This is a genomic window from Sphingosinicella ginsenosidimutans, assembly GCF_007995055.1.
Taxonomy (GTDB): Bacteria; Pseudomonadota; Alphaproteobacteria; order Sphingomonadales; family Sphingomonadaceae; genus Allosphingosinicella; species Allosphingosinicella ginsenosidimutans.
The window spans coordinates 1,955,026-1,976,022 of sequence record NZ_VOQQ01000001.1 but is presented as its reverse complement, the minus strand read 5'-3'; the positions used below and the strand labels follow the sequence as shown (position 1 = coordinate 1,976,022).

The following is a 20,997-nucleotide window of genomic DNA, read 5'->3' as shown; positions in this document are numbered from 1 at the left end:
GCGATAGGCTCTCCGGAACCAAGCCCGGGAGACTCGCCATGGCCGCCGATCTCACCTTCTACACCAACCCGCAGTCGCGCGGGCGCATCGTGCGCTGGATGCTCGAGGAGGTGGGCGAGCCTTACGAGACCGTCGTGCTCGATTATGCGAGCACGATGAAGGCGCCCGATTATCTCGCGATCAACCCGATGGGGAAGGTGCCGGCGATCCGGCATGGCGACGCGGTGGTCACCGAGGCCGCGGCGATCTGCGCCTATCTTGCCGATGCCTTTCCGGAAAAGGGGCTCGCGCCGCCGCTCGGCGACAAGGCGCGCGCGCCCTATTTCCGCTGGCTGTTCTTCGCCGCCGGGCCGGTCGAGGCGGCGGTGACCAACAAGGCGCTGGAGGTGAGCTTCCCGCCGGAGAAGAAGGCCTTTGTCGGCTATGGCAGCTTCGACGAGACGATGGATGCGCTGGAGCGGGCGATCGCGCCGGGGCCATATGTCTGCGGCGAGGCGTTCACCGCGGCCGATGTCTATGTCGGCTCGCAGATCGGCTTCGGCATGATGTTCGGATCGATCCCGAAGCGGCCGGGCTTCGAGGCCTATTTCGGCCGCCTGATGAGCCGCCCGGCGGCCCTGCGCGCCCGGGAGATCGACGACGCGCTCGCACCCATGCCCCAGGCGAAGCCGGCGCAGGCCTGAGCGTCAGGCGACGCCCAGCCGGTCTGGCACGCTCGTCGCCGGATCGGCGGCGCGGCGATAGCCCCAGTCGGTCGAAACCGCCCGCCCGGTCCGCCCGGCCTCGAGGATGGCCAGCATCAGCCGCACGTCCTGCATCCCTTCCGCGCCGTCGGCGACGATCGGCACGCCGTCGGTGATCGCCATGCAGAAATGATCCATCTCGCGCGCGAACTGGTCGATCGGCGACATCTGGATGGTGCGGTCGCGGATCTGGAGGCGCTGGGCGTGATATTCCATGCTCGGATCGAGCACGAGGACGCCATTGTCGCAGGTCGCCTGGATCCGGTTGGTGAAGCTGTAGGAATAGCTGGTCGATCCGTGGAACTGCGCGCCGCCGGGAAAGCGCATCGTCCACACGACGACGTCCTCGACCTCGCGGAATCGCGGGTCGTCCGGCCGTGCGTAAAGCTGGGCGCGGACCTCCACCGGCTCCTCGCCGACCAGGAATCGCGCCGCGTTGAGGCCGTATATGCCGATGTCGAAGAGTGATCCGGAGCCGGCGAGCGCGCGGTTGAGCCGCCACTGGTCCGCCGGGTCGCGCGGGTCGGTGCCCCGCCCGACATCGGCGGTGATGACCCGCACCGCGCCAAGCTCGCCGCCGCGGATCGCGCGCATGGCCATCAGGTTGTGCGGCTCGAACTGGCAGCGATAGGCGATCATCAGCTTGCGCCCCGCCGCCTCGCTCGCCGCGATCATCGCCGCGCAATCGGCGACATTGGTCGCCATCGGCTTTTCGCACAGCACATGCTTGCCGGCCCGGAAGGCGCGCTCGGCAAAGGCGCGGTGAAGGGCGTTGGGAAGGACGATATAGACGACATCGACCGCCGGATTGTCGGCGATCCGGTCGAAATCGTCGTAACTGTAGAGGCCGCTCTCCGGCACGCCGTAGCGCGCCGCGACGCGCAGCGCCTTGTCGCGATTGCCGCTGACCAGCGCCGTCACCTTCGCCCGCCGCGCGGTCGCGAAGGCGTCCATGATCTCGCCGAGCGCGAGCTTGCCGAGGCCGACGACCGCGAAGCCGAGCTGCCGATCCTCCGGCAGCGGCTCGGGCGTGTCGAGCTGCGGATCGGGGCGTCCGACGAGCCGGTCAGGCGGCGGCTCGGCCTGCCCCGCGCCCGCCGCGAGCAACGCACCGCCGGCGACGAAGGCGCGTCGGCTGATCGAAGACCAGGTCATGGCGATCCTCCCCTTTTTCGCCACCATAAGCGTGCTCACCGCTGACCGGTAGCGCTAACATGCGTTATGCAGGCGGCGCGGCCGCCGCGCGCGGGGTCGAAGGGCAAGGGAGGATGAGATGACCGACAACGTCCAGCGCGCCGCCATCGCGCTTTACGATCGCTTCACCCACGAAGGCGGGATGGACCGGCGCGAATTGATCGCCGGCATGACGCGAATCGCCGGCAGCGCCGCGGCCGGCGCGATGCTGCTCTCGAGCATCGCCTGCTCTGCGGCCGAGCCCGAGGTCGCCCCGGACGATCCCCGTATCCGCACCGGCACGAGCCGGTGGGAGGCCGCGCCAGGCCGCGTCTACGATCTCTACGATGCTGCGCCCGTGAACGCCGCGCCGGCGACCCCGCTCGTCATCGTCATCCACGAAAATCGCGGCCTCAACGATTATATCCGCGATGTCGCGCGGCGCGTTGCGGTCGCCGGGTTCGTCGCCATCGCGCCGGACCTGCTCAGCCCCGCGGGTGGCACGCCCGCCGACGAGGATCGCGCGCGCGAGATGATCGGCGCGCTCGACATGGCCGCGGTCACCGCCGATGGCGCCGCGATGATCCGCGCGCTCGGCGCCAATGGCGGCCACCGCCGCCGCGTCGGCATCCTCGGCTTCTGCTGGGGCGGCGGCATGGTGGATCGGCTCGCGGTCGCGGCGGGGTCGGATCTCGCCGCCGGCGTCGCATTCTATGGGCCCGCGCCCGATCCGGCCGATGCGGGGCGGGTGCAGGCGCCGCTGCTGCTCCACTTCGCCGGCCTCGACAGCCGCGTGAACGAGCGCGGCGCCGCCTGGGTCGCGGCGCTGCGGGCCGCGCACAAGGATGTCACGCAGATCACCTATCCGGGCGTCGATCACGCCTTCCACAACGACACGTCGGCAGCGCGCTACAATGCCGAGGCCGCGACGCGCGCCTGGACGGCGACCATCGCCTTCTTCCGCCGGCATCTCGGCCACGGCTGAGCCTCGGCCCCAACGAAAAAGGCCCGGCGTCGCCGCCGGGCCTTTCGGTTTCGGCTCTCGCCGCTGCCCTTAGTTCCGGTTGCCCAGGAAGCGCAGCAGGAAGAGGAACATGTTGATGAAGTCGAGATAGAGGTTCAGCGCCCCCATGATCGCCGCCTTGCCGATGAAATCGGTGCCGGCGACCTGGAAGTAGATGCTCTTGATCTTCTGCGTGTCATAGGCGGTGAGGCCCGCGAAGATGAACACGCCGAGCGCCGCGATCACCAGGCTGAACGTGTCGTTGAGCCAGAACAGGTTGATGATCGACGCGACGATGAGGCCGACCAGGCCCATGAGCAGGAAGGTGCCCATGCCGGACAGGTCGCGCTTCGTCGTATAGCCGTAGAGGCTGAGGCTCGCGAAGGCGGCGGCGGTCGCGAAGAAGGTCAGCGCGATCGAGCCCTCGGTATAGACGAGGAAGATCGTCGACAGCGACACGCCGAGCAGCGCCGCATAGACCCAGTAAAGAGCCTGCGCCGCGCCGGTCGACAGCCGGTTGATGCCGAAGCTCATCACGAAGACGAGCACCAGCGGCGCGAAGATGGCGACATAGCCGAGCAGCGAGGCGCCGCCGGTCTGCGGGTTGAACAGCGCCAGCGCCCAGCCGGACGCGGCGACCGCATAAGCGACGATGCCGGTCAGCAGCACCGCCGAGGCCATGTAATTGTACACGGACAGCATGTAGCCGCGCAGGCCCGCGTCGAACGCGACGTCGCGGCCGATCGTCGTCGCGGGCTGCGCGCCCGGGCCGATTTGCGGGTCGGACCAATTGGCCATTTCAAAGTCTCCTATCCCGGCGATCATCGCCGGACAGGAGCAATATCGTGGGAATACGACCTGCTTTCAAGCGAAACTGGCGCACAGCGCCGCCCCTGCGAAGCCCACCGCCCGTTTCCCCCGCTGGGAAAGGCCCTATAATCGGAGCATGCGCCGCCTGTTCGTCGCGATCCGCCCGCCGGAGGACATCCGCGCGCTCCTGCTCGGCCGGATGGGCGGGATCGCCGGCGCGCGCTGGCAGCGCGACGATCAGCTCCACCTCACCGTGCGCTTCATCGGCGAGGTCGATCGCCATACCGCGCAGGACATCGATGCGGCGCTCGCCGCGGTCCATCACCCGGCGTTCGAGATCGCGCTCGACGGGGTCGACCTGTTCGATCGGCGCGGCCGGCCCGAGGCGCTCTGGGCGGGGGTCAGCCCGCGCGCGCCGCTCGAACGGCTGAACAACAAGGTGGAGCAGGCGCTGCTGCGCGTCGGCCTCGCGCCGGAGAAGCGCGCCTATCTGCCGCACATCACGCTGGCCAGGCTCGGCGCGTCGTCCGGGCCGGTTGGCGATTTCGTCACCGCCCAGGGCGGCCTCGCCAGCCAGCCTTTCCCAGCCGCCGGCTTCGGCCTGTTCGAAAGCACGCTCGCGCCCGATGGCGCCGTCTATACCGAGATCGCACGCTACGCGCTGGACGGCCCTGCCCTCAGCCGATGACCCCGCAGGCGACGCGTCCGCCGCTGTTGCCGGCGGGATCGCTGCGATAATCGTCCGGCCCGGCATGGATCACCACCGCCGCGCCGTCGGCGTCGAGCAGCGGGTTGGCGCCGCCCTGAAGCATTCCGCCGGCGATCACCGTGTCGAGCGTTCCGCGGCCGTGCCGATCGATGGTGAGGTTCGGCAGGTCGCCCATGTGCGGCCCCTGCGGGTTGAGCGTGCCATGCTGGTGCGCGGTCGGGTTCCAATGCCCGCCTGCGCTCGTGAAGCCGGGCGCCTCGCATTGTCCGGTCATGTGGATGTGGATGCCGTGCACGCCCTCGGGCAGCCCGCCCGTCGCCGTCACGCGCAGGCGGACCCCGTCCGTCTCCTGGGTCAGCCGGGCATGGGCGACCACATGGCGGGCCGCGTCCTTGATGTCGGCGCGCGCCTCGTGAGCCTCGTGCGCGGGCTGCATCGCGGCGGCGAGCGTCGCGCCGGCGCCGAGCATTGCCGCCGCCAGACCAAGTCGGATCGTCCTTGCCTTCATTGCCTGTCTCCCTTGCTTGCCCACCGAACGAAAAGCGCCGCTTTCGGTTGCGCTCAGGCGGTCCTCAACCGTCCGCCGCGGCCGACGCCGGACCATTTGAGGCCCGCCGCCGCGACTTCCTCGGGCGGGTAGACGTTCCTGAGGTCAACGAGCACGTCGCCCGCCATCGTCGCGGCCAGCCGTCGCAGATCGAGCGCGCGCAGCGCATCCCATTCGGTCACCAGCGCCACCGCGTCGGCGCCGGCGGCGGCTTCATAGGGGCTGGCGCACAATTCGACATTGGGCATCAGGCCGCGCGCCTGTTCCATCCCTTCCGGATCATAGCCGCGCACCTTGATGCCGGCATCCTCGAGCGACTGGACGATGCTGATCGACGGCGCGTCGCGCATGTCGTCGGTGTTCGGCTTGAACGTGAGGCCAAGCAACGCGACCGTCTTGCCGCGCGCGTCGTCGCCGAGCGCCTTGATGATCTTGCGGCCCATCGCGCGCTTGCGGGCATCGTTCACCTTGACAACGGCCTCGACGATCCGAAGCGGCGCGGCGGCGTCCTCGGCGGTCTTGAGCAAGGCGAGCGTGTCCTTGGGGAAGCACGATCCGCCATAGCCGGGGCCGGCATGGAGGAATTTCGCCCCGATCCGGCCGTCGAGCCCGATCCCGCGCGACACGTCCTGCACGTCGGCGCCGACTTCTTCGCACAGGTCCGCAATCTCGTTGATGAAGGTGATCTTGGTCGCGAGGAAGGCGTTGGCGGCATATTTGATGAGCTCGGCCGTCCGCCGCGAGGTCACCAGCAGCGGCGCCTTGTTGAGATAGAGCGGGCGGTAGATTTCGCGCATCATCTCCGCCGCGCGGGGATCCTCGGCGCCGACGACGATGCGGTCCGGGCGCTTGAAATCCTCGATCGCCGCGCCCTCGCGAAGGAATTCGGGATTGGAGACGACCCAGGCCTCCGCTTCCGGCGCGGTCTCGCGGATGATCCGCTCGACCTCGTCGCCGGTGCCGACCGGGACGGTGGATTTGGTGACGACCACAGTGGCCCGGTCGATCGCGCCGGCAATCTCGGCGGCGGCGGCGAAGACATAGCTCAGGTCCGCATGGCCGTCGCCGCGACGCGACGGCGTGCCGACCGCGATGAAGACCGCATCGGCGCCCTTCACCCCTTCGGCAAGGTCGGTGGTGAAGGCGAGCCGGCCGGCGCGGACGTTGCGCGCGACGAGCTCGTCGAGCCCCGGCTCGAAGATCGGCATGATGCCGCGATGGAGCGCGTCGATCTTGCTCGCGTCCTTGTCGACGCACACGACGTCATGGCCGAAATCGGAAAAGCAGGCGCCGGATACCAGGCCGACATAGCCGGTTCCGATCATCGCGATACGCATCGGGGAGCCTCTGAACAGCGATAGTCGCCGCCCGCTTAGAGCGATTTCGACGCGGGTGGAAGGACCTCGCATCCCCGCAAGGGCCCAGCCGACGCAAAGCCGCCACGGCTTCTCGCCGGGACGAGGCGCGCCCCGGGCCCGCCCAGCGACCGCCGCGCCGCGCGATCGCCCTCCCATCAGCCAGTCAACGTGCCGGCGAACCGCGCTCACGCCGACCGCCGCCGGTCGGAACCCCCGCTATGGGTGGAAAGCGGACCCTCGCCCATCTATCGTTCTGCGCCAGAGAGGATGCGGCAGTGGACGATGAGAACCGCGATTTCATCGAGTTGGTGAAGCGGACACGGGAAAAGTTCAACGTCTCCGTCGAGGAGGCTCACAACCTCATTTTCGCTGACGAGGAGATGCGCCGCCTTGTTGCTTGGCGCGTGAACCATGATGGGGCGTGCCGGAAGCAGGCGCTGTGGGACATGCGCCACAAGGGCGACCGCTCCCGCTTCATCCGTGACGGCGAAAGCATCCGATTTCGTAGGAGCGACGGGCAGCCGTAGCGTCCGCAATGGGTCGCTTGCAGGCGTTCCGCTCGGGTTTTTTCGGATTCTCCGGCGCGGGCTCGTGCCCGGCACCTTTCCGCAACCGCCATCCCGGAGGCGCGGGCTCGCGATAATATCATCGCCCAAAAGAAAGGAGCCGACCCGAAGGCCGGCTCCGATCTTTTGTCGATCCTTCGCCGCGGGTGGCGGCGAAGTCCTTCTTACCAGCCGGAGCCGGGGCCGAAGGTGATCTCCACGCGCCGGTTCTGCGGCTCGCGGACGCCATCGGCGGTCTCGACCAGCGGCCGGCTTTCGCCATAGGCCTCGGTCGACATCGCGCTGTCCGGAACGCCACGGCCGGCGAGATACGCCTTGACCGAGTCGGCGCGCCGCTGGGACAGGCCGACATTGTACTGGTCGGAACCCGAACGGTCCGCGTGACCGGCGAGAACGACGCTCGCCTGACCGGTCTGCTGATAGGCAGCCGCCGCGTTGTCCAGGATCTGGGCCGCCTGCGGCGTGATATCCGCCTTGTCCCAGTCGAAGAACACGATGAACGGCCCCACAGCCTGCGGAGGCGGCGGCGGAGGCGGAGGAGGCGGCGGGGGAGGCGGCGGCGGCGGAGGCGGCGGCGGCGGGGGCGGCGGGGGCGGCGGCGGAGCGCCGAAGTTGAAGGTGATGCCACCCAACAGGCTGTGCGACCGGAACCGCGACTCGGATTCGAACCCGCGATAATCAACCGTGCGGATGTTGTCCGCGTTGAAGAAGCGATACTTCAGGGTGAGATCGATGTTCGAACTGATCGCCTGGCGGACGCCGGCGATGACCTGCCACGCGAAGCGCGTGTCCGAATCGTCGAGGAACGGCGAAACGTTCGAGAACGCGCGCTGGTTGTTGTAGTCGATGCGGGCGATACCGACACCGCCACCGACGAACCCGCTGGTGCCGTCTTCGTCGCCGAAGTCGAGCAGGCCGTTGACCATGAAGCTCAGCGAGGTCGTGCGACCGCCGCCAGCCGGAAGGACGTCGCCGCCGGCGCCGACCGTGGGATCGCCCGGGATCGGAACCGAGGTTTCGATGTCGTCAAGCCGGGCCCGCTTGTAGCTGACCTCGGCCTCGAGCCGGAACGCACCCAGATCGTAGCCCGCATAAAGCGCGCCATCGATCCCGTAATCATGGTTGAGGTTGTACTGCGCGCCCGCAGCGCTCGGAACCGTCGGCGTCAGACCGAAATCGAAGTGGACATCCTCCACGATCATCGCGCCGAAATCGCCACCGACATACCAGGCGCCATTGCGCGCAAATGCCGGAGTCGCGAGCATGGTGGACGACAGCGCCACAACAATGGCGAGCTTCCGCATAATCTTCCCCTTTCTTCTGCGTCCCAAACGGGAACGACGATGAACTCCTTACGGTAAGCGGAGATTGCACGCAAGCGCGCTTCGCCCCTCACCTGTTGCGGAAATGCCGCAGTTCGTCACGAAGGCGAACCGCGAATGACCGTCACCGGTGCGAAACTAAACAGCCGCGTTCCGGTTGCATCGCCACGACGATTTTCTCATTCGATGAGCCCGTGTGACATTAATGTCGCAATCAGGGCATCGATCGCGCTTCGTGCCTCGGCGTCGATTGTCGTTCCGCCTGAGGGACTTGCGATGGCGGGCTGGCGCGGTCCGACGACCTGGTCGCCGTCGATGACCAGCGCCGCCGCCGGCAGGCGCCCGTCGGACCAGTTCGCGCCGTCCCAGTGGAGCCACAGGCCCGCCGCCCGGTTCCAGGCAAGCAGGCCCGGCAGCGGCGCCGTGAACCGCCACCCGCCCGCGCTCCAGGTCGCGATCGCATCTTCCTGGCCTGCCCAGGCGCCGGTCGCCCCGCCGGCGACGATCCAGGTCTCGCCCTCGGCCGGCGCCGATGGCGGCGCTGCGGACGGTCCGTCCTCGACGACAGGGTGGACGATGCTGTCGAGGGTAAGCAGCGCCTCGTTGTGGAACATCTCCTTCTGCGCCTGGCCGGGCAGCAGGAAGGGCAGCGAAAAACGTGGGCTGGCATCGCTCATTTCCGGGTGTCTCCGTTCAATCAATCGACCATGATCTCGGCCGGGCGCGAGGCGGCATAGGTGCCGATCTGGATGACCGAGAAGACGATCGGGCCGGCCGCGCCGTCGCCGGCCTGGTCGGCCGCGCTGTAGAGGAAGGACGGCGCCGTCAGGATCTCCTGCCGCCGGAATCCGTCGCCCGAAATATCGAGCCGATAGGCTTCGGACTGCTCGCCGATCGGCGTGTCGGCGCCGCTCTGCCAGCTCCACCCTTCACGGCTGCGACGCACCCAGCGCACCAATATGTCGCCGTTGGCCTGCCGCTCGGCCACCAGATGCACCGGCGCGGGCGGGCGCAGCGCGGCGCCATCGATCGCGGCCTCGACGACCACATCCTCCGGATCGCCGATGCCGCGCGCGCTGACCCGCGCCGTCCCGCCGATCGATCCTTCGGGCGCGGCGATCGCCACCGGCCCGTCCACCGCGACCAGGGCGAAGGCCTCGCCCGCCCCGTGGCCCGCCGCCGCCCATTCGGTCCCCCGGCGCCCGCGCAGCAGCCGCGACAGGCGGAACCGCCGGGGGCCGATCCACTCGGCCCGGCCGAACTGCAGCAGCTCATCGCCGACCAGCGCGAGATTGGCGCCGCCGGCGAGCGCGGCATCGCTCGCGCCCTCAAGCCACATCGTCTCGCTGAGCAGCTCGACCTCCAATGCCGACTCCGTATCGAACAGGGTGGAGGGCCGCGCCGCCAGCGCGGTCAGCGCCGTGCCCATCGTCGCCGGCCCGGCCCGCCCCACCGGCAGCCAGCTCGCCCCGTCGTCGAAGGTCGCGATCAGGTCGGCGCGGCGCCAGCCGGCATCGTCCCCGGCGGCGAAGGCGAAGAGCATCGGCGTTCCGCTGGCCGGATTGCCGAGCGGGAGATCGCGAAGCCGCAGCGTCGTGGGGCCCTGGATCAGGTCGTCCGCGCTCGCCGGCCGTCCCGCATCGGCATCCGCGGCGACCGGCGATCCGCCCGGCACGCCGGTCAGCTCGATCGACATTCGCATCGCGCCGAGCGTCCAGCGCGAGACCTTCCAGGCTCCGCCAAGCCCCTCGATCCGCGCCAGCGCCCCGGGGCGAAGGTCCGCGCGCCGCCAGTCATAGGCCGCCTTGACGCTCGCCCGCCCGGCGCGGAGCATCGCCAGCCGATATTCGGCCAGGCCTTTCCCCCCGCACGGGGTTCGCCGCGCTCACGCCGCCGCCACCGCGCCGGAGCTCTCCAGCGCCAGCGCATAGGTGCGCTCGCCATTATAATCGCCGGCATAATCGAGCCGCGTCACCAGGAACCGGCCGCGCAGCCGCTCGCCGCTTTCGAAGCTGAGCTCGTAATCGTCGAGCGTCCCGGCGAGCGCGTTGGTCTTGATCCGCGTCTCCGCCGCCGATCCGGTGAAGATGCCGCTCGCTGCGACCGACACCGATCGCGTGCCCGCGCCCGACAGCAATTCGCGCCACGCGCCGCTGTCCTTGCTGGTGACGTTCACCGCCTCGCCGTTCACCGACATCTGCGTCGTCCGCATCCCGGCCACGGTCGCATAGGTCGGCGGCGCGCCGCCGTCGCCGATCTTCAGCAAAAAGGCGCTTCCCTTTTCGGCACTCATGCAGCAGTCTCCTGTGATTAACCCCCGATGAATTGGGAGAGGCGAGATGATCTCAACCGTCTTGGCTTTCGCACTGGCGGGCGCGGGGATGCAGAGCGACACCACCCGGGCGGCCCGTGACGCGTTCAACGCGTGCCTGCGCACCTACATGCAGCACAGCATCGACACCCATGCGACGATGGATGCGTTCACCGCGGCTTTTCCGCAGCAATGCACGACCGAAGAGGCCGCCTACCGCACCGCGATCATCCAGCGCGAGAGCGCGATGCGCGCGACCCGCGCCGCGGCCGAGCAGACCGCGACCGAGGAGATCCAGGATTCGCGGACGAACTTCCACGATCGCTTCGAAATGGCGATCACGCCTGCATCGCCGCACTAGGTCGTGAACTCATAAAGGGGTGGCTTTTGGGGGCCTAGCTGGGGCTTCTCATCAAGCGCTTGCTGGTCGCGAGGCATACAAGGGCGGCGACAAGGCCGGAAACTGCGTTGGGCAAACCGCTGACGAGAAGACCGAACACCCCCAGATACAGATGATCGACAGCACCTCCATTCCCGCCACCAGCAGCGCGAGCCCGATCCGCACGATCCACGCCACCGCGGCCGACAGCGCCGATTTCTTCGCGTCGCGCCAGGCGCGCAGCAGCTCGCGCAATTCGTCCATGTCGCGCCGCGCATTCTCGTCCCTGAGGCCGAGCGCGGCGAGCGCCCGCTCCGCCCCCGTCCCGCTCGATTCCTCGATCAGCGCGCGCAGCGTGACGAGGTCCGCCCCCTGCCCCTCCGCCTGCGCCACGAGCAGCGCCAGCATCGATGTCTGGTTGGTCATCTCAAGTTCCTTCGCTCAAATCCTCCCTGTCGCCGGAGGCGATGGGGAGGGGGACCACCCGGAGGGTGGTGGAGGGGCCTTCCCAGCTGGCTTGGGGACCGAGGCCGCGCCCTCACCCTCTCGCCGGCGCGAACCCGAGCATCTCGCGCTTCTCCTCCACGGTCAGGAAATCCGCCGCCGTCACCGCGCGCCACAGCGCCTCGCGATCCTCGTGCAGCGCCGTCACCTGGTCCATGTCCACCGCGAGGTTCAGCCCCGGCCACCAGGCCGAAAGCCCGCCGGCGATCCCGCTCAATATCCGCCCCGCCATCGGCAGCACGGTCAGCCGCCACAGGGCGCGGTTCGCCTCCTTGTAATTGGCATAGGTATTGTCGCCCGGCAGGCCGAGCAGCATCGGCGGCACGCCGAAGGCGAGCGCGATCTCGCGCGCCGCCGCGGCCTTCAGCCCGACGAAGTCCATGTCCGCCGGCGTCAGGCTCATCGCCTGCCACTTGAGGCCGCCCTCGAGCAGCAGCGGCCGCCCGGCATTGGCGCTGCCCTGGAAAAGCGACTCCATCTCGGCCTTCAGCCGCGCATATTGCTCGGCCGAAAGCGCGGCGCCGTCGCCGGGCTCGTAGACCAGCGCCCCGCTCGGCCGCGCCGCATTGTCGAGCAAGGCCTTGTGCCAGCGCGCCGATGCGTTGTGCACCGCCACCGCCGGCGCCGCCGCGCCGAGGCAGCCGAGCCCGTAATGGTCGTCCAGGGGATGCGGCGCCCGGAGGTGGATCACCCCCGGCCGCCCGAGCCCGTCGCGCGCCGCGATCCGGGTCCGCGCCTCGCCGACGCGATAGACATAGGCCGCCGGCCATCCCCGCGCGTCCGCCTCGATCGTCACCCGCTCGGGCCGCAGCGCGAACAGCTCGGCGGGCATCCCCTCCCCGTCCTCGATCACCCGCACGAACGCATTGCCGTTGAGCAGCAGGTGCATCGCCACGTTTTCAAGAAGCTGCGGCGTCAGGAACGCGCCGATCCTCCCGGTCGCCGCAGGCGATGGGGAGGGGGGCTGCGCGGAGGATGGCGGAGTGGCCTGCGGCGTCTCCGCAACCACCACCACCCCCGCGACGCTCTCGCTCACCAGCCGCAGCGCGCGCTGCGCCACCGCGTTGGACAGCACCGCCTCGCGCACCTGCGCCTCATAGCTCCGCGGCCACGGCTCCCCCGCCAACCGCCCCGCCATGCCCGCAAACAAAAAAGGCCGCCCGGCATCCCGGACGGCCTTCCGGCCGAACCATTTCATGTCGCTCTCCAGAATGTCCCTTGCTCGACGTCCAATCCCCTCTCCCCTTTAGGAGAGAGGGTGGGGGGAGGGATCTCCGCGGCGCCCCGCTCGTCCCGGGCATCAGCTCGGTCATCGCCCACACCATCGCGTCGGCGCGGTCGGGGCTTCGGCCCGGGCCGTCATAGCCGCCGCCGCGCAGCAGGCCGCAAAGCTCGTCCTCCAGCTCCGGAAACGCCCCGGCGAACCCCGCCTTGCCGGCCTCGAACAGCGCCGCCACCGGCTCCGCCCGCTGCGCCTTGCCGTAGCGCGCCTTGACCGACCGCACCGGCAGCGCGGCATCGACGCCGCGCAACATGGCCGCGACCATCTCGCCGCCCTGGTTGGTCTCGGCGATCACGCGCTCCGCGCCCCAATCCTGCGCCGCCGCGACCACCGCGCGCGCCCAGCCGTCGGGGCCGAGCCCGCAAGCCGATCGGTCGTCGAGCACCAGCAGCATCCCGTCCGCCGCCGCGCCGCACACCACGATCCCGCACGCATCGCCGCCCGCGCTCGCCGGCGGATCGACCCCGACGACCACCCGCCGCAATGCCTCCCCTCCCGCTTGCGGGAGGGGATTGAGGGGTGGGCCTGCCCGGCACCGCTCGATCAGCGCCCGCGTCCACAGCGCCCCTTCCACCTCCTCGATCAGCTCGCCGTCAAGCTCCTGCCGGCCGAGCCGCGTGCCGCCATAGCGCGCGGTCATCGCCGCGACGAAGTCGGGCGGCAGGTGGCGATTGTCCGCCGTCCGCCCGCGCGTCGTCTTCGCCTCGGCGATCAGGCGCCGCACCAGCGCCACCGGCCGCGGCGTCGTCGTTGCGAGCACCATCGGCCTTGGCCCGAGCCTCAGGCCCAGCATCAGATTGTCCCACGTCTCGTCCGCCCGCGCCCATTTGGCGATCTCGTCGCACCAGGCGACATGATGTTCCGGGCCGCGCAGCCCCTCCGGGTTCGCGCCCGAATAAGCGAAGGCCTGCGCGCCCGATGCGAAGGTCAGCACCCCCGCCGACGGCCGCCAGATCACATCCTCGTCCGCCGCCGCCACGGCGATCAGCCCGCTTTGCCCGCGCACCATCACCCGGGCGACCTCCTCGATCGTCGCGCCGACCAGCGCGATCCGCAGCGTCGGGTTCATCCGCGCCAGCGCGCTCACCCATTCCGCGCCGGCCCGCGTCTTGCCGAAGCCGCGCCCCGCCATCATCAGCCAGATGCGCCAGTCGTCGCCCTCGGGCGGCAGCTGCTCTTCATGCGCGTTCATCACCCAGGCCGGGCCGAACGCGTCGAGCATCTCCTGGCCGAGCCGGCGCACCCTGCGCTGGAGCTCAGCCTGCGGGCAGGCCTCGATCTCGTCGCGCCATTCCCGCCAGCGGGGCACCTTCATCCTCGTCATCCTTCGGTCTGGGCGCCCGCCCCGGGAACGCCGTCAGCTTGCCCATGATCGATGCGATCGCCTGCTCGCGGTTCGGGGACGGCCGCGCGACCGTGCGGCGCGGCGCCGCCGGATCGCCGGTCTTGCGGCCGCCGCGCTGGCGAAGCAGCTCGCGCGCCAGCGCGACATCGGCCTCGTCCGCCCTGGCCCCGTCGCCAAGCCCGGCCCCGGCGCGGCGGAGCAGCATCGCCTCGATCCGGTCGTAGCCCGAGGCGATCACCGCCTCCCATCGCGCCGCGAACTCGGCATCGTCGCCGCGCAGCCGGCACATGGTCGGCCAGTCGAGCCCCGCCGCCGCGCACGCCGCGTCCATGTCGTAGGTCTCGGCGAGCCGTTCGAGAAATCGCTGCTTGCGCCGTTTCGTCCACCTGAGGTCGATCCGCCGCCGCGGCGCCGCTCCCGCTTCGTCCATCGCTGTCCGCTTTCAAAAAGAAAGCCGGCCGGGAAACCCCGCGCCGGCGCCGATCGCGCTCGCCCCGCCGATCCCCCGCACGAAGCGGAGGATCGCCGGTCCCGATCGATTGAAAAACCCCCGAAAGCCCGCCGATCCGAATCAGCTACACTTTCCGAGCATGGGAGGTATGTGCCATATCAGCGCGACGCTGTCAATATGTTTTTACCTATCTGGTTATTTTTCCTGGCACGATGACATGCCGGGACGGCCTTGCCCTCACCACCGCCACGCCGCTTCCGCCATGAAGGATCGCTGCGGGAAGGGGTGGAACAGGAAATAGCGGTCGTTGGTCCCGTTCTCGACGCCCGCCGCCAGCTCCAGATGCGCGTTCGCCCGCCAGGTCAGGCGCGCGTCGATCACGCGATAGGCCTCGAAACCCTGCCAGGCGTGGCCGATCCGGTCGCTATTGTCGATCGTCGCGAAGGACCGGCTCGAATAGCGCCCGGCGACCGTCAGCGCGGTCCGCGCATCGACATGCCAGGTCGCGACCAGGGTCGCCCGCCGGCGCGGCACCTGCGGCGCATCCTTGCCCTCGGCCGCCGGAACGGCCGGATCGCTGGCGATGACTGGATCGACCCAGGTCGCGCTCCCCGAAAGGTCCAGCCCCGGCAGCGCGTCATGCCATTCCCCGGCGAGCTCGATTCCCCGCGTCCGCACCCGCCCCACATTCTGGACGAAGCTGAAAAGCTGGGTCGATCCGGGCAGGAGCGGCGCGCTCTGCGCGATCAGCGCGTCGGTCACCGTCTCGCTGAACAGCGACAGCCGCACATGGCCGCCGCGCCATCGCCGTTCGATCGCCAGCTCGGCCGATCGCGCGCGCTCGGGCCGCAGCGTCGGATCGGGCACGGTGATCGTCGGCCCGGTCGCGATCGCCTGGTAGAGCTCCGACACGGTCGGGAATCGCCATGCCTGCCCCGCCGAGAGCGTCGCCCGCCAGCCGCCGTCCGGCGCTGTCCAGCGCAGCGACGCGTTTGGCGAAAAGCCCGCGCGCCTCAGCTCCGGCTGGATCACGCCGAGCGCCGGCTGGGCCGAAAAGTTGAACCCGTCAAAGGCGCGCCACCATTCGGCGCGCCCGCCAAGGGTGAGCAGCAGGCCGCCGCCGATCCGCCAGCGATCCTCGGCCCACAAAGCCAGCGTCCGCGTCCGCCCGCGCGCCGCCTGCGCGAGCGCGCCTGCGCCCCCCCGACGCCAGTCGGTCGTCGCGAAGCGCTCGTTCGCCAGGGTGAACCGGTCGGCATGGAGCCCGAAGGCGAGATCCCCGCCCGGCCGGCGCGCCGAAAGGTCCAGCGTCGCCCAGCCCGTCCCGTCCATCCGCACGATCGTCCCCGGCCCGCCGGCATTCGCGTCGGGCAGCGCACCGCTCGGGATACGCTGCACGTCATGGCCGAAATCATAGGCCGATGCGATCGCCCGCCAGTCGAGGCCGATTGCCCGCCCCTCGATCGTCACCGCGTTCATCAGGTGGCGCTCGTCCAGCCTGTAGACCCCGTTCGAAAAGGCGCTGGCCGGCACGGTCACGCTTCGCCCCTCGATCGCCAGCGTGCCAGCATAGACCGGCCGCCCCGCCGCGTCGCGAAGCAGGCTCTGGGCGTGCGCGTCGGTGTCGTTGAGGAACAGCGCCCCGCGCCAGCTCAGCCGCCAGTCCGGCCCCAGGTCGATCGCGACATGCGCCGCCAGATTGTCCTGGTCCTGGTCCTCCAGGCCCGCGGCGCCGAGCACGTAGATGGGCGCGCCCGTCCGGTTCAGGGCGGGGATGGCGCCGGTCACCGCGGTCCCGCCACCGCCGCCCGCGCCAGTCGGCCGCGCCACCGTCGCGAAGGAGAGCGGCTGGCTCCGGCTGGTCACATGGTTGGCGGAGAGGAACCAGGCGATCGCGCCCTGCCGCCCGCCCCAGCTCGCCGCGATCCGTGCCGCGGGATAGCCGCCTTTTGTTCCGTAGAGGCCGAAATCCTGCACCTCGGCCTGCGCCACCAGCGATCCGGTCGGCCCGTCCGGCAGCCGCGTCTGGAAGTTGACGACCGCGCCGATCGAATTGCCCGGATAGGCGGCATCATAGGGCCCGTAGAGCACGTCCGCGCGCGCGATCTCCTCGGGGCTGACGATCCCCCAGCGCGGCGAGGCGAAACTGTTGTTGTTGCCGATCAGCGCGGAGATCAGCACCCCGTCGACATAGATCAGGCTGCGCGCGCTCGCCCCGACGCCGGAGGTCCGCGTCGCGAGCGGCGCCTGCGTGTCGCCGATATGGCGCTTCCTGACGAGCAGGCTCGGCAGGTAGCGAAGGCTGTCCTCGACATTGACGACATTGGTCGTCGTCCTCAGCGTTTCGGCATCCACGCCGGCCTCGCTCGCCGGCCCGCTGTCGTCCCTGGTGGCGGTGACGACGATCGGCGGCGCGCCCTCGTCGCCGGGTCCGTCGGCGGCGCGCGCCTGGGCGGGCAGCGCCGCCGACGCGAGCAGCGCCAGGCGCGCAAGGCCGCGCGCCTTTCGTGAAGCGAACATGTCTCTATTCCCCTGAAAAGGCCTGAAGGTCCGTTGCGGTTCAGGCGGCGGCAGGGGGTCCCGTGGCTGGCGGCGGCGGCGCGGCCGCCTGCGGCTTGAGGAAGGTCGGCAGGAACGCGGCGGTGAAGGCCGGCGCGATCAGGATCGGCAGGCTCGCGATGATCGGCGGCGCCGACGGCATGGCTGGCGCCGCGAGCACCCCGAACGGGCAGGGCATCTCGCGCGGCTGCCCGTCATGGTCGCCGCCCGGATGGCCGGGCATCGGCATCACCATCGTGCGGCCGGAGCAGAGCTGGACGGTGATCGACCCCGATTGATCGGTGCCGATCATATAGCCCTCGGCGATCCCCCCGCGCAGCAGCAGCGCGATCAGCACCGCCAGCAAGGCGGGCCAGCGCTCCGGCAAGGCGATCCAGCGAGTCACGCCCGATCTCTTAAGCCGCCAAGGCCGTGAAGGAAAGCACCCGCCCATACCCCCTTCGATGCCGGCCGGGAGCGGAGGTTCCCGCAGGGGTCGAGGCGGCTCAGGCTGCGTGGTCCGCCTTGTCCCTTTTGCGGGCCATCCGCCGATTTTTCGCCGCGCCCAGCCGCTCCAGCGGGTTCACCAGCGCTTCGTATCGGCCGAAGAGATGTTCGACGCGGTCGCGATCGGAGGCGAAGGGCGCGGCGCGATAGAGCTTGTCGACGGCCAGATCGAGCGCATGATGCGCGCGGCGCAGGTCGGCCGGCATCGTATCGGGATCATAGAGATCGGCGAGGCTGGCGGTCGGATGCGCGGCCCGCGCGTCCAGCACAGCCTGCGCCAGCGCCTCGATCCGTGCGCGCTGCGCCGGTGTGGCGTCGGGCCAGGGGAAGGTGTTGTAGACGAGGCCAATCGAGTAGCGGAAATCGCTCTTTAGTCGACCGCCAATGTGCGCGAGCCAAGCCATATGGGCGCGACTTGTCAGAATAGCAAAATCGCTCAAACTCGCTGTTGGCTGCACGAAAAGCAGATCGCTAGCGATGGTTGGCGGTTCAAGCCAACCCAATGGCACATACTCCCGACGCTCTGAACTTACCTTCGGGATAACGAGATACGGCTGCTCGGGGACCACCGTGACGTGATAACTTGCCGGCGTATGCGCAAGCATTCTCGTTCCAGCACTGGGGCTCTTTTCTCGAATTGCGCGGACGTTGGCGATTCGCTGCCGAACGTTGGGCAACTCACGTAATTCGGATGGCTCAGCCGCAGCGAGATACAGGATCCAGCGCAGGCCGCCGTTGATGAATTCCTGGCTACCTAGATACGGGTGCAAAAACTTGGCGGCTCCGGGTTCCTCGCTCAAGAATCGGCTACGCTCCGAAGCGTCAAAAATATACTGACCGCCGTCGATCGGCTTCGAACCGATTAGCAGTTTTCCCGCGCCGTTGATCGGTCGAGCCTCCTCCTTCACGACCAAGTGCCGGTTCGTCACGCCGCGCGCATCGAACAGATACGCCGTCAGCGCCTCATGCCGGCTCTCGATCGGCTCCCTGCGAATATCGGGATAGCTGAACAGCCGCTTTTCCGCCGGTTGATGATCGCGATGCACAAGCCCGATCACGACGACATGGACATGCGCCTTGCCGCGCGCCTCGCTGCCCCAAGAAAAGGTTCGGTGCGCGAAGGCGATCTCAAGGTGGAAGCGATCGAACAGAATCGGCCAGAGCTGCGCGACCTGTTCGCCCTGGCTGATCGAATTGGTGGCGACGAAGGCGATGCGGATGCGGTGATTGGCGGCGACGAACTGCCCCGCCTTGATGAACCACGCCGCGACGAAATCGAGCGTCCCGCCGCTGCCGCCCAGCCCGGCGATGGCGCGGACCTGCGCGCGTTGCTCGGGCGTCTGGAACTTGGCGCCGACGAACGGCGGATTGCCCATGATGTAGTTCAGCTTCTCCGGCGCGATCAGGCTCGACCAGTCGGTCTCCAACGCGTCGGCATGGAGGATATGCGCCGAGTCCCGGAGCGGGATGCGCGCATAGTTGGTCGAAAAGGCGTCGCCCAGAGCATTGTTGGCGAGGTGATCGGCCATCCACATCGCCACTTCGGCGATGCGGGCGGGGAATTCCTCGACTTCGATGCCGTAGAACTGGCTGACCTGAACGCGGCTGAGCAATCCGGGATCGATGATCCCCTGTCGCCGTACCTCGCCCGTACTGGTCATCGTCTTGGGCCAGCGCGCCTCCAGCGCGGCGAGCTCCAGCCGGCGCAGCTCGCGATAGGCGATGACCAGGAAGTTGCCGCAACCGCAGGCCGGATCGAGGAACGTCAGGCGGGAGAGCTTCGCGACGAACTCGTCGAGCAGGGCATCGCGCCCAGTCTTGCGCGCGATGATCCGCTCCAGCTCAGCCGTCAGATCATCGAGGAAAAGCGGGCCGATCACCTTCAGGATATTGGCTTCGGACGTGTAGTGCGCGCCCTTTGCGCGGCGTTCCTTCGCGTCCATCACGGATTGGAAGAGCGAGCCGAAAATGGCCGGGCTGACGCCGCTCCAGTTGTGGCGGCAGGCGTCGATCAGCAACTGGCGCATTTTCGCATCGAAGACGGGAGTGCGCAGGCGCCCTGCGAACAAATCGCCATTGATATAGGGAAACTGGTTGAGTTCGCCCGCGAGCGTCGATTGCCGCTCGTTCTCCGTGCCGTTCTGCCCGTCGGGCGTGTCGAGCACGTCGAACAATTCCATGAGCACGCGGCCCGTATCGCGGCCGTCGTCGGCGGTGTCATTCTCCAGCAATTGCAGGAAAATCTGCGCGGGCTGGAAAATGCCGGTATCGTCGGCGAACAGGCAGAAGAGCAGCCGGACCAGAAGGCGCTCGAGATCGTGGCCAACATAGCCGGATTCCTCGAGCGCGTCGTGGAGCTTGCCCATCAGCTCCGCCGCCTTGATCGTGACCGTGGCCTGCGTCTGGAACGTGCGCTGGCGTCCGAGGACGAAGGCGAACGCCTCGATATGCTTGTGAAGCTCGGCCAGCGTGAATCGCCAGTCCTGATTCGTGTCGAGATCGATCAGATGCCAGCGCTGGAAATCGCAGGTGAGGATATAACGCGGCTTTTGATTGTCGGGCAGCCAGTCGAAATATTCGAGCGCCTGGCCTTGCGCCTTCAGCAGATCGCGGCCGCCCGATTTCTGTTCGATGATCAGGGTGCCGGGCCAGAACAGATCGATGAAGCCCCGGCGATTGGCGTCGATGCTCTCGACCCGCCGCTCGTAACTGGCCACGGTGCGACGGCGGACTCCGAAGATTTCAAAGAAGTCGTTGTAGAAGCTTTGCGTCTCGCCCTTTTCGTAATGGGCGTCCTTCCATTCCTGGCTGAAGGCGCGGGCGCGCCGCTTTATTTCATCCCACCCCAGCCGCATGAACCGATTATTCCTGCCGCCGCCGCCCTTGGCAAGTTGTTCGCGGCGCCATGCCGCTACCCCTTCGCCCGCTCGATCGCTTCCTCGACGATCCTTCGCGCTTCGGCGGCGTCGCCCCAGCGGCCGACGCGGACCCATTTGTCTTCTTCCAGGTCCTTGTAATGCTTGAAGAAGTGCTCGATCTGCTGGAGCACGATCGAGGGCAGGTCCTGGCGCTGCGCGACGTCCGCATAATAAGGGAAGGTGGTGTCCACCGGCACGCAGATCAGCTTCTCGTCGCCGCCATGCTCGTCCTCGAGATTGAGCACGCCGATCGGCCGGGCGCGAACGACGCAGCCGGGCACGAACGGGGAGCGCGCGATCACCAGCGCGTCGAGCGGATCGCCGTCGGGCGAGAGGGTGTGCGGCACGAAGCCGTAATTGGCCGGATAGCGCATCGGCGTGTGCAGGATGCGGTCGACGAAGAGCGCGCCCGATTTCTTGTCGAATTCGTACTTCACCGGCTCGCCGCCGACCGGCACCTCGATGATGACGTTGAGGCTTTCGGGCGGATTGTCGCCGACGGGGATGAGATCGATGTTCATGGGCCGGGCT

Annotated in this window: 20 protein-coding genes and 1 pseudogene; 5 read left to right on the top strand and 16 right to left on the bottom strand. The window is 68.9% G+C overall.

What is annotated here, in order from left to right:
- Positions 1 to 38 precede the first annotated feature (38 nt).
- A complete protein-coding gene (locus FRZ32_RS09980; protein WP_147043363.1) occupies positions 39 to 683 on the top strand; it encodes a glutathione S-transferase family protein in 645 nt (214 codons plus the stop codon).
- 3 nt (positions 684 to 686) lie between these two features.
- Here FRZ32_RS09980 and FRZ32_RS09975 read toward each other — a convergent pair whose 3' ends face one another.
- A complete protein-coding gene (locus FRZ32_RS09975) occupies positions 687 to 1,898 on the bottom strand; it encodes a Gfo/Idh/MocA family protein (protein ID WP_147043362.1) in 1,212 nt (403 codons plus the stop codon).
- Between the two features lie 118 nt (positions 1,899 to 2,016).
- Between FRZ32_RS09975 and FRZ32_RS09970 the strand changes: the two genes are divergently transcribed.
- Positions 2,017 to 2,901, top strand: a complete 885-nt coding sequence (locus tag FRZ32_RS09970) for a dienelactone hydrolase family protein (RefSeq protein WP_147043361.1) — start codon at positions 2,017 to 2,019, stop codon at positions 2,899 to 2,901.
- 69 nt (positions 2,902 to 2,970) lie between these two features.
- On the opposite strand, the gene FRZ32_RS09965 is transcribed toward FRZ32_RS09970, so the two are convergent.
- Positions 2,971 to 3,717, bottom strand: a complete 747-nt coding sequence (locus FRZ32_RS09965; protein ID WP_147043360.1) for a Bax inhibitor-1/YccA family protein — start codon at positions 3,715 to 3,717, stop codon at positions 2,971 to 2,973.
- 148 nt (positions 3,718 to 3,865) lie between these two features.
- Here FRZ32_RS09965 and thpR point away from each other — a divergent pair, with 148 nt between their 5' ends.
- Positions 3,866 to 4,417: an RNA 2',3'-cyclic phosphodiesterase gene (thpR, locus tag FRZ32_RS09960; RefSeq protein ID WP_147043359.1), complete on the top strand. Its 552-nt coding sequence runs from the start codon at positions 3,866 to 3,868 to the stop codon at positions 4,415 to 4,417.
- Here thpR and FRZ32_RS09955 read toward each other — a convergent pair.
- Both FRZ32_RS09955 and FRZ32_RS09950 read right to left on the bottom strand, forming a co-directional pair.
- Positions 4,407 to 4,946 (bottom strand): superoxide dismutase family protein, encoded by a 540-nt coding sequence (locus FRZ32_RS09955; protein ID WP_147043358.1) that lies wholly within the window; start codon positions 4,944 to 4,946, stop codon positions 4,407 to 4,409. The two genes, thpR and FRZ32_RS09955, sit on opposite strands and share 11 nt — an antisense overlap.
- Positions 4,947 to 4,999: 53 nt before the next feature.
- A complete protein-coding gene (locus FRZ32_RS09950; protein ID WP_147043357.1) occupies positions 5,000 to 6,322 on the bottom strand; it encodes a UDP-glucose dehydrogenase family protein in 1,323 nt (440 codons plus the stop codon).
- Between the two features lie 296 nt (positions 6,323 to 6,618).
- Here FRZ32_RS09950 and FRZ32_RS09945 point away from each other — a divergent pair, with 296 nt between their 5' ends.
- Positions 6,619 to 6,870 (top strand): hypothetical protein, encoded by a 252-nt coding sequence (locus FRZ32_RS09945; protein ID WP_147043356.1) that lies wholly within the window; start codon positions 6,619 to 6,621, stop codon positions 6,868 to 6,870.
- A gap of 203 nt (positions 6,871 to 7,073) precedes the next feature.
- On the opposite strand, the gene FRZ32_RS09940 is transcribed toward FRZ32_RS09945, so the two are convergent.
- From FRZ32_RS09940 to FRZ32_RS09925, 4 genes are all read right to left on the bottom strand, one after another.
- Entirely contained in the window at positions 7,074 to 8,213 is a 1,140-nt protein-coding gene (locus FRZ32_RS09940; protein ID WP_147043355.1) for an OmpA family protein, read from the bottom strand.
- A gap of 197 nt (positions 8,214 to 8,410) precedes the next feature.
- Complete coding sequence (locus FRZ32_RS09935) at positions 8,411 to 8,908, bottom strand: DUF2793 domain-containing protein (protein WP_147043354.1); 498 nt, start codon at positions 8,906 to 8,908, stop codon at positions 8,411 to 8,413.
- A 20-nt stretch (positions 8,909 to 8,928) separates the two neighbouring features.
- Entirely contained in the window at positions 8,929 to 10,065 is a 1,137-nt protein-coding gene (locus tag FRZ32_RS09930) for a GTA baseplate fiber-binding domain-containing protein (protein ID WP_147043353.1), read from the bottom strand.
- Between the two features lie 51 nt (positions 10,066 to 10,116).
- On the bottom strand, positions 10,117 to 10,524 hold the full coding sequence (locus tag FRZ32_RS09925) for a phage major tail protein, TP901-1 family (RefSeq protein ID WP_147043352.1): 408 nt from the start codon (positions 10,522 to 10,524) through the stop codon (positions 10,117 to 10,119).
- 46 nt (positions 10,525 to 10,570) lie between these two features.
- On the opposite strand from FRZ32_RS09925, the gene FRZ32_RS09920 reads away from it, so the two are divergent.
- Positions 10,571 to 10,903, top strand: a complete 333-nt coding sequence (locus tag FRZ32_RS09920; protein WP_147043351.1) for a hypothetical protein — start codon at positions 10,571 to 10,573, stop codon at positions 10,901 to 10,903.
- A 162-nt stretch (positions 10,904 to 11,065) separates the two neighbouring features.
- Here the strand turns inward: FRZ32_RS09920 and FRZ32_RS09915 are convergent.
- The 8 genes and pseudogenes from FRZ32_RS09915 to ppa form a co-directional block, all read right to left on the bottom strand.
- Positions 11,066 to 11,347: pseudogene (locus FRZ32_RS09915) on the bottom strand (DUF6127 family protein); the annotation flags it as partial.
- 112 nt (positions 11,348 to 11,459) lie between these two features.
- Positions 11,460 to 12,623, bottom strand: a complete 1,164-nt coding sequence (locus tag FRZ32_RS09910) for a phage portal protein (RefSeq protein WP_147043350.1) — start codon at positions 12,621 to 12,623, stop codon at positions 11,460 to 11,462.
- Positions 12,520 to 14,022, bottom strand: a complete 1,503-nt coding sequence (locus tag FRZ32_RS09905; protein WP_147043349.1) for a DNA-packaging protein — start codon at positions 14,020 to 14,022, stop codon at positions 12,520 to 12,522. The genes FRZ32_RS09910 and FRZ32_RS09905 overlap by 104 nt, the downstream gene beginning before the upstream one ends.
- Positions 13,964 to 14,482: a hypothetical protein gene (locus FRZ32_RS09900; RefSeq protein WP_147043348.1), complete on the bottom strand. Its 519-nt coding sequence runs from the start codon at positions 14,480 to 14,482 to the stop codon at positions 13,964 to 13,966. The genes FRZ32_RS09905 and FRZ32_RS09900 overlap by 59 nt, the downstream gene beginning before the upstream one ends.
- A 258-nt stretch (positions 14,483 to 14,740) precedes the next feature.
- Positions 14,741 to 17,023 (bottom strand): TonB-dependent receptor, encoded by a 2,283-nt coding sequence (locus FRZ32_RS09895; protein ID WP_147043347.1) that lies wholly within the window; start codon positions 17,021 to 17,023, stop codon positions 14,741 to 14,743.
- Between the two features lie 40 nt (positions 17,024 to 17,063).
- Positions 17,064 to 17,447 (bottom strand): DUF2946 family protein, encoded by a 384-nt coding sequence (locus FRZ32_RS09890; RefSeq protein WP_147043346.1) that lies wholly within the window; start codon positions 17,445 to 17,447, stop codon positions 17,064 to 17,066.
- Between the two features lie 100 nt (positions 17,448 to 17,547).
- Entirely contained in the window at positions 17,548 to 20,541 is a 2,994-nt protein-coding gene (locus tag FRZ32_RS09885) for a class I SAM-dependent DNA methyltransferase (RefSeq protein ID WP_243445254.1), read from the bottom strand.
- A complete protein-coding gene (gene ppa / locus FRZ32_RS09880; protein WP_147043345.1) occupies positions 20,460 to 20,987 on the bottom strand; it encodes an inorganic diphosphatase in 528 nt (175 codons plus the stop codon). Before ppa ends, FRZ32_RS09885 begins: the two co-directional genes overlap by 82 nt.
- Between the last annotated feature and the right edge of the window lie 10 nt (positions 20,988 to 20,997).

Excerpts from the sequence above, each read along its gene's own strand:
- FRZ32_RS09980 (WP_147043363.1), top strand. The coding sequence starts at position 39 with ATGGCCGCCGATCTCACCTTCTACACCAACCCGCAGTCGCGCGGGCGC.
- FRZ32_RS09975 (WP_147043362.1), bottom strand. The coding sequence starts at position 1,898 with ATGACCTGGTCTTCGATCAGCCGACGCGCCTTCGTCGCCGGCGGTGCG.
- FRZ32_RS09970 (WP_147043361.1), top strand. The coding sequence starts at position 2,017 with ATGACCGACAACGTCCAGCGCGCCGCCATCGCGCTTTACGATCGCTTC.
- FRZ32_RS09965 (WP_147043360.1), bottom strand. The coding sequence starts at position 3,717 with ATGGCCAATTGGTCCGACCCGCAAATCGGCCCGGGCGCGCAGCCCGCG.
- thpR (WP_147043359.1), top strand. The coding sequence starts at position 3,866 with ATGCGCCGCCTGTTCGTCGCGATCCGCCCGCCGGAGGACATCCGCGCG.
- FRZ32_RS09955 (WP_147043358.1), bottom strand. The coding sequence starts at position 4,946 with ATGAAGGCAAGGACGATCCGACTTGGTCTGGCGGCGGCAATGCTCGGC.
- FRZ32_RS09950 (WP_147043357.1), bottom strand. The coding sequence starts at position 6,322 with ATGCGTATCGCGATGATCGGAACCGGCTATGTCGGCCTGGTATCCGGC.
- FRZ32_RS09940 (WP_147043355.1), bottom strand. The coding sequence starts at position 8,213 with ATGCGGAAGCTCGCCATTGTTGTGGCGCTGTCGTCCACCATGCTCGCG.
- FRZ32_RS09935 (WP_147043354.1), bottom strand. The coding sequence starts at position 8,908 with ATGAGCGATGCCAGCCCACGTTTTTCGCTGCCCTTCCTGCTGCCCGGC.
- FRZ32_RS09930 (WP_147043353.1), bottom strand. The coding sequence starts at position 10,065 with ATGCTCCGCGCCGGGCGGGCGAGCGTCAAGGCGGCCTATGACTGGCGG.
- FRZ32_RS09925 (WP_147043352.1), bottom strand. The coding sequence starts at position 10,524 with ATGAGTGCCGAAAAGGGAAGCGCCTTTTTGCTGAAGATCGGCGACGGC.
- FRZ32_RS09920 (WP_147043351.1), top strand. The coding sequence starts at position 10,571 with ATGATCTCAACCGTCTTGGCTTTCGCACTGGCGGGCGCGGGGATGCAG.
- FRZ32_RS09910 (WP_147043350.1), bottom strand. The coding sequence starts at position 12,623 with ATGAAATGGTTCGGCCGGAAGGCCGTCCGGGATGCCGGGCGGCCTTTT.
- FRZ32_RS09905 (WP_147043349.1), bottom strand. The coding sequence starts at position 14,022 with ATGAAGGTGCCCCGCTGGCGGGAATGGCGCGACGAGATCGAGGCCTGC.
- FRZ32_RS09900 (WP_147043348.1), bottom strand. The coding sequence starts at position 14,482 with ATGGACGAAGCGGGAGCGGCGCCGCGGCGGCGGATCGACCTCAGGTGG.
- FRZ32_RS09895 (WP_147043347.1), bottom strand. The coding sequence starts at position 17,023 with ATGTTCGCTTCACGAAAGGCGCGCGGCCTTGCGCGCCTGGCGCTGCTC.
- FRZ32_RS09885 (WP_243445254.1), bottom strand. The coding sequence starts at position 20,541 with ATGGGTCCGCGTCGGCCGCTGGGGCGACGCCGCCGAAGCGCGAAGGAT.
- ppa (WP_147043345.1), bottom strand. The coding sequence starts at position 20,987 with ATGAACATCGATCTCATCCCCGTCGGCGACAATCCGCCCGAAAGCCTC.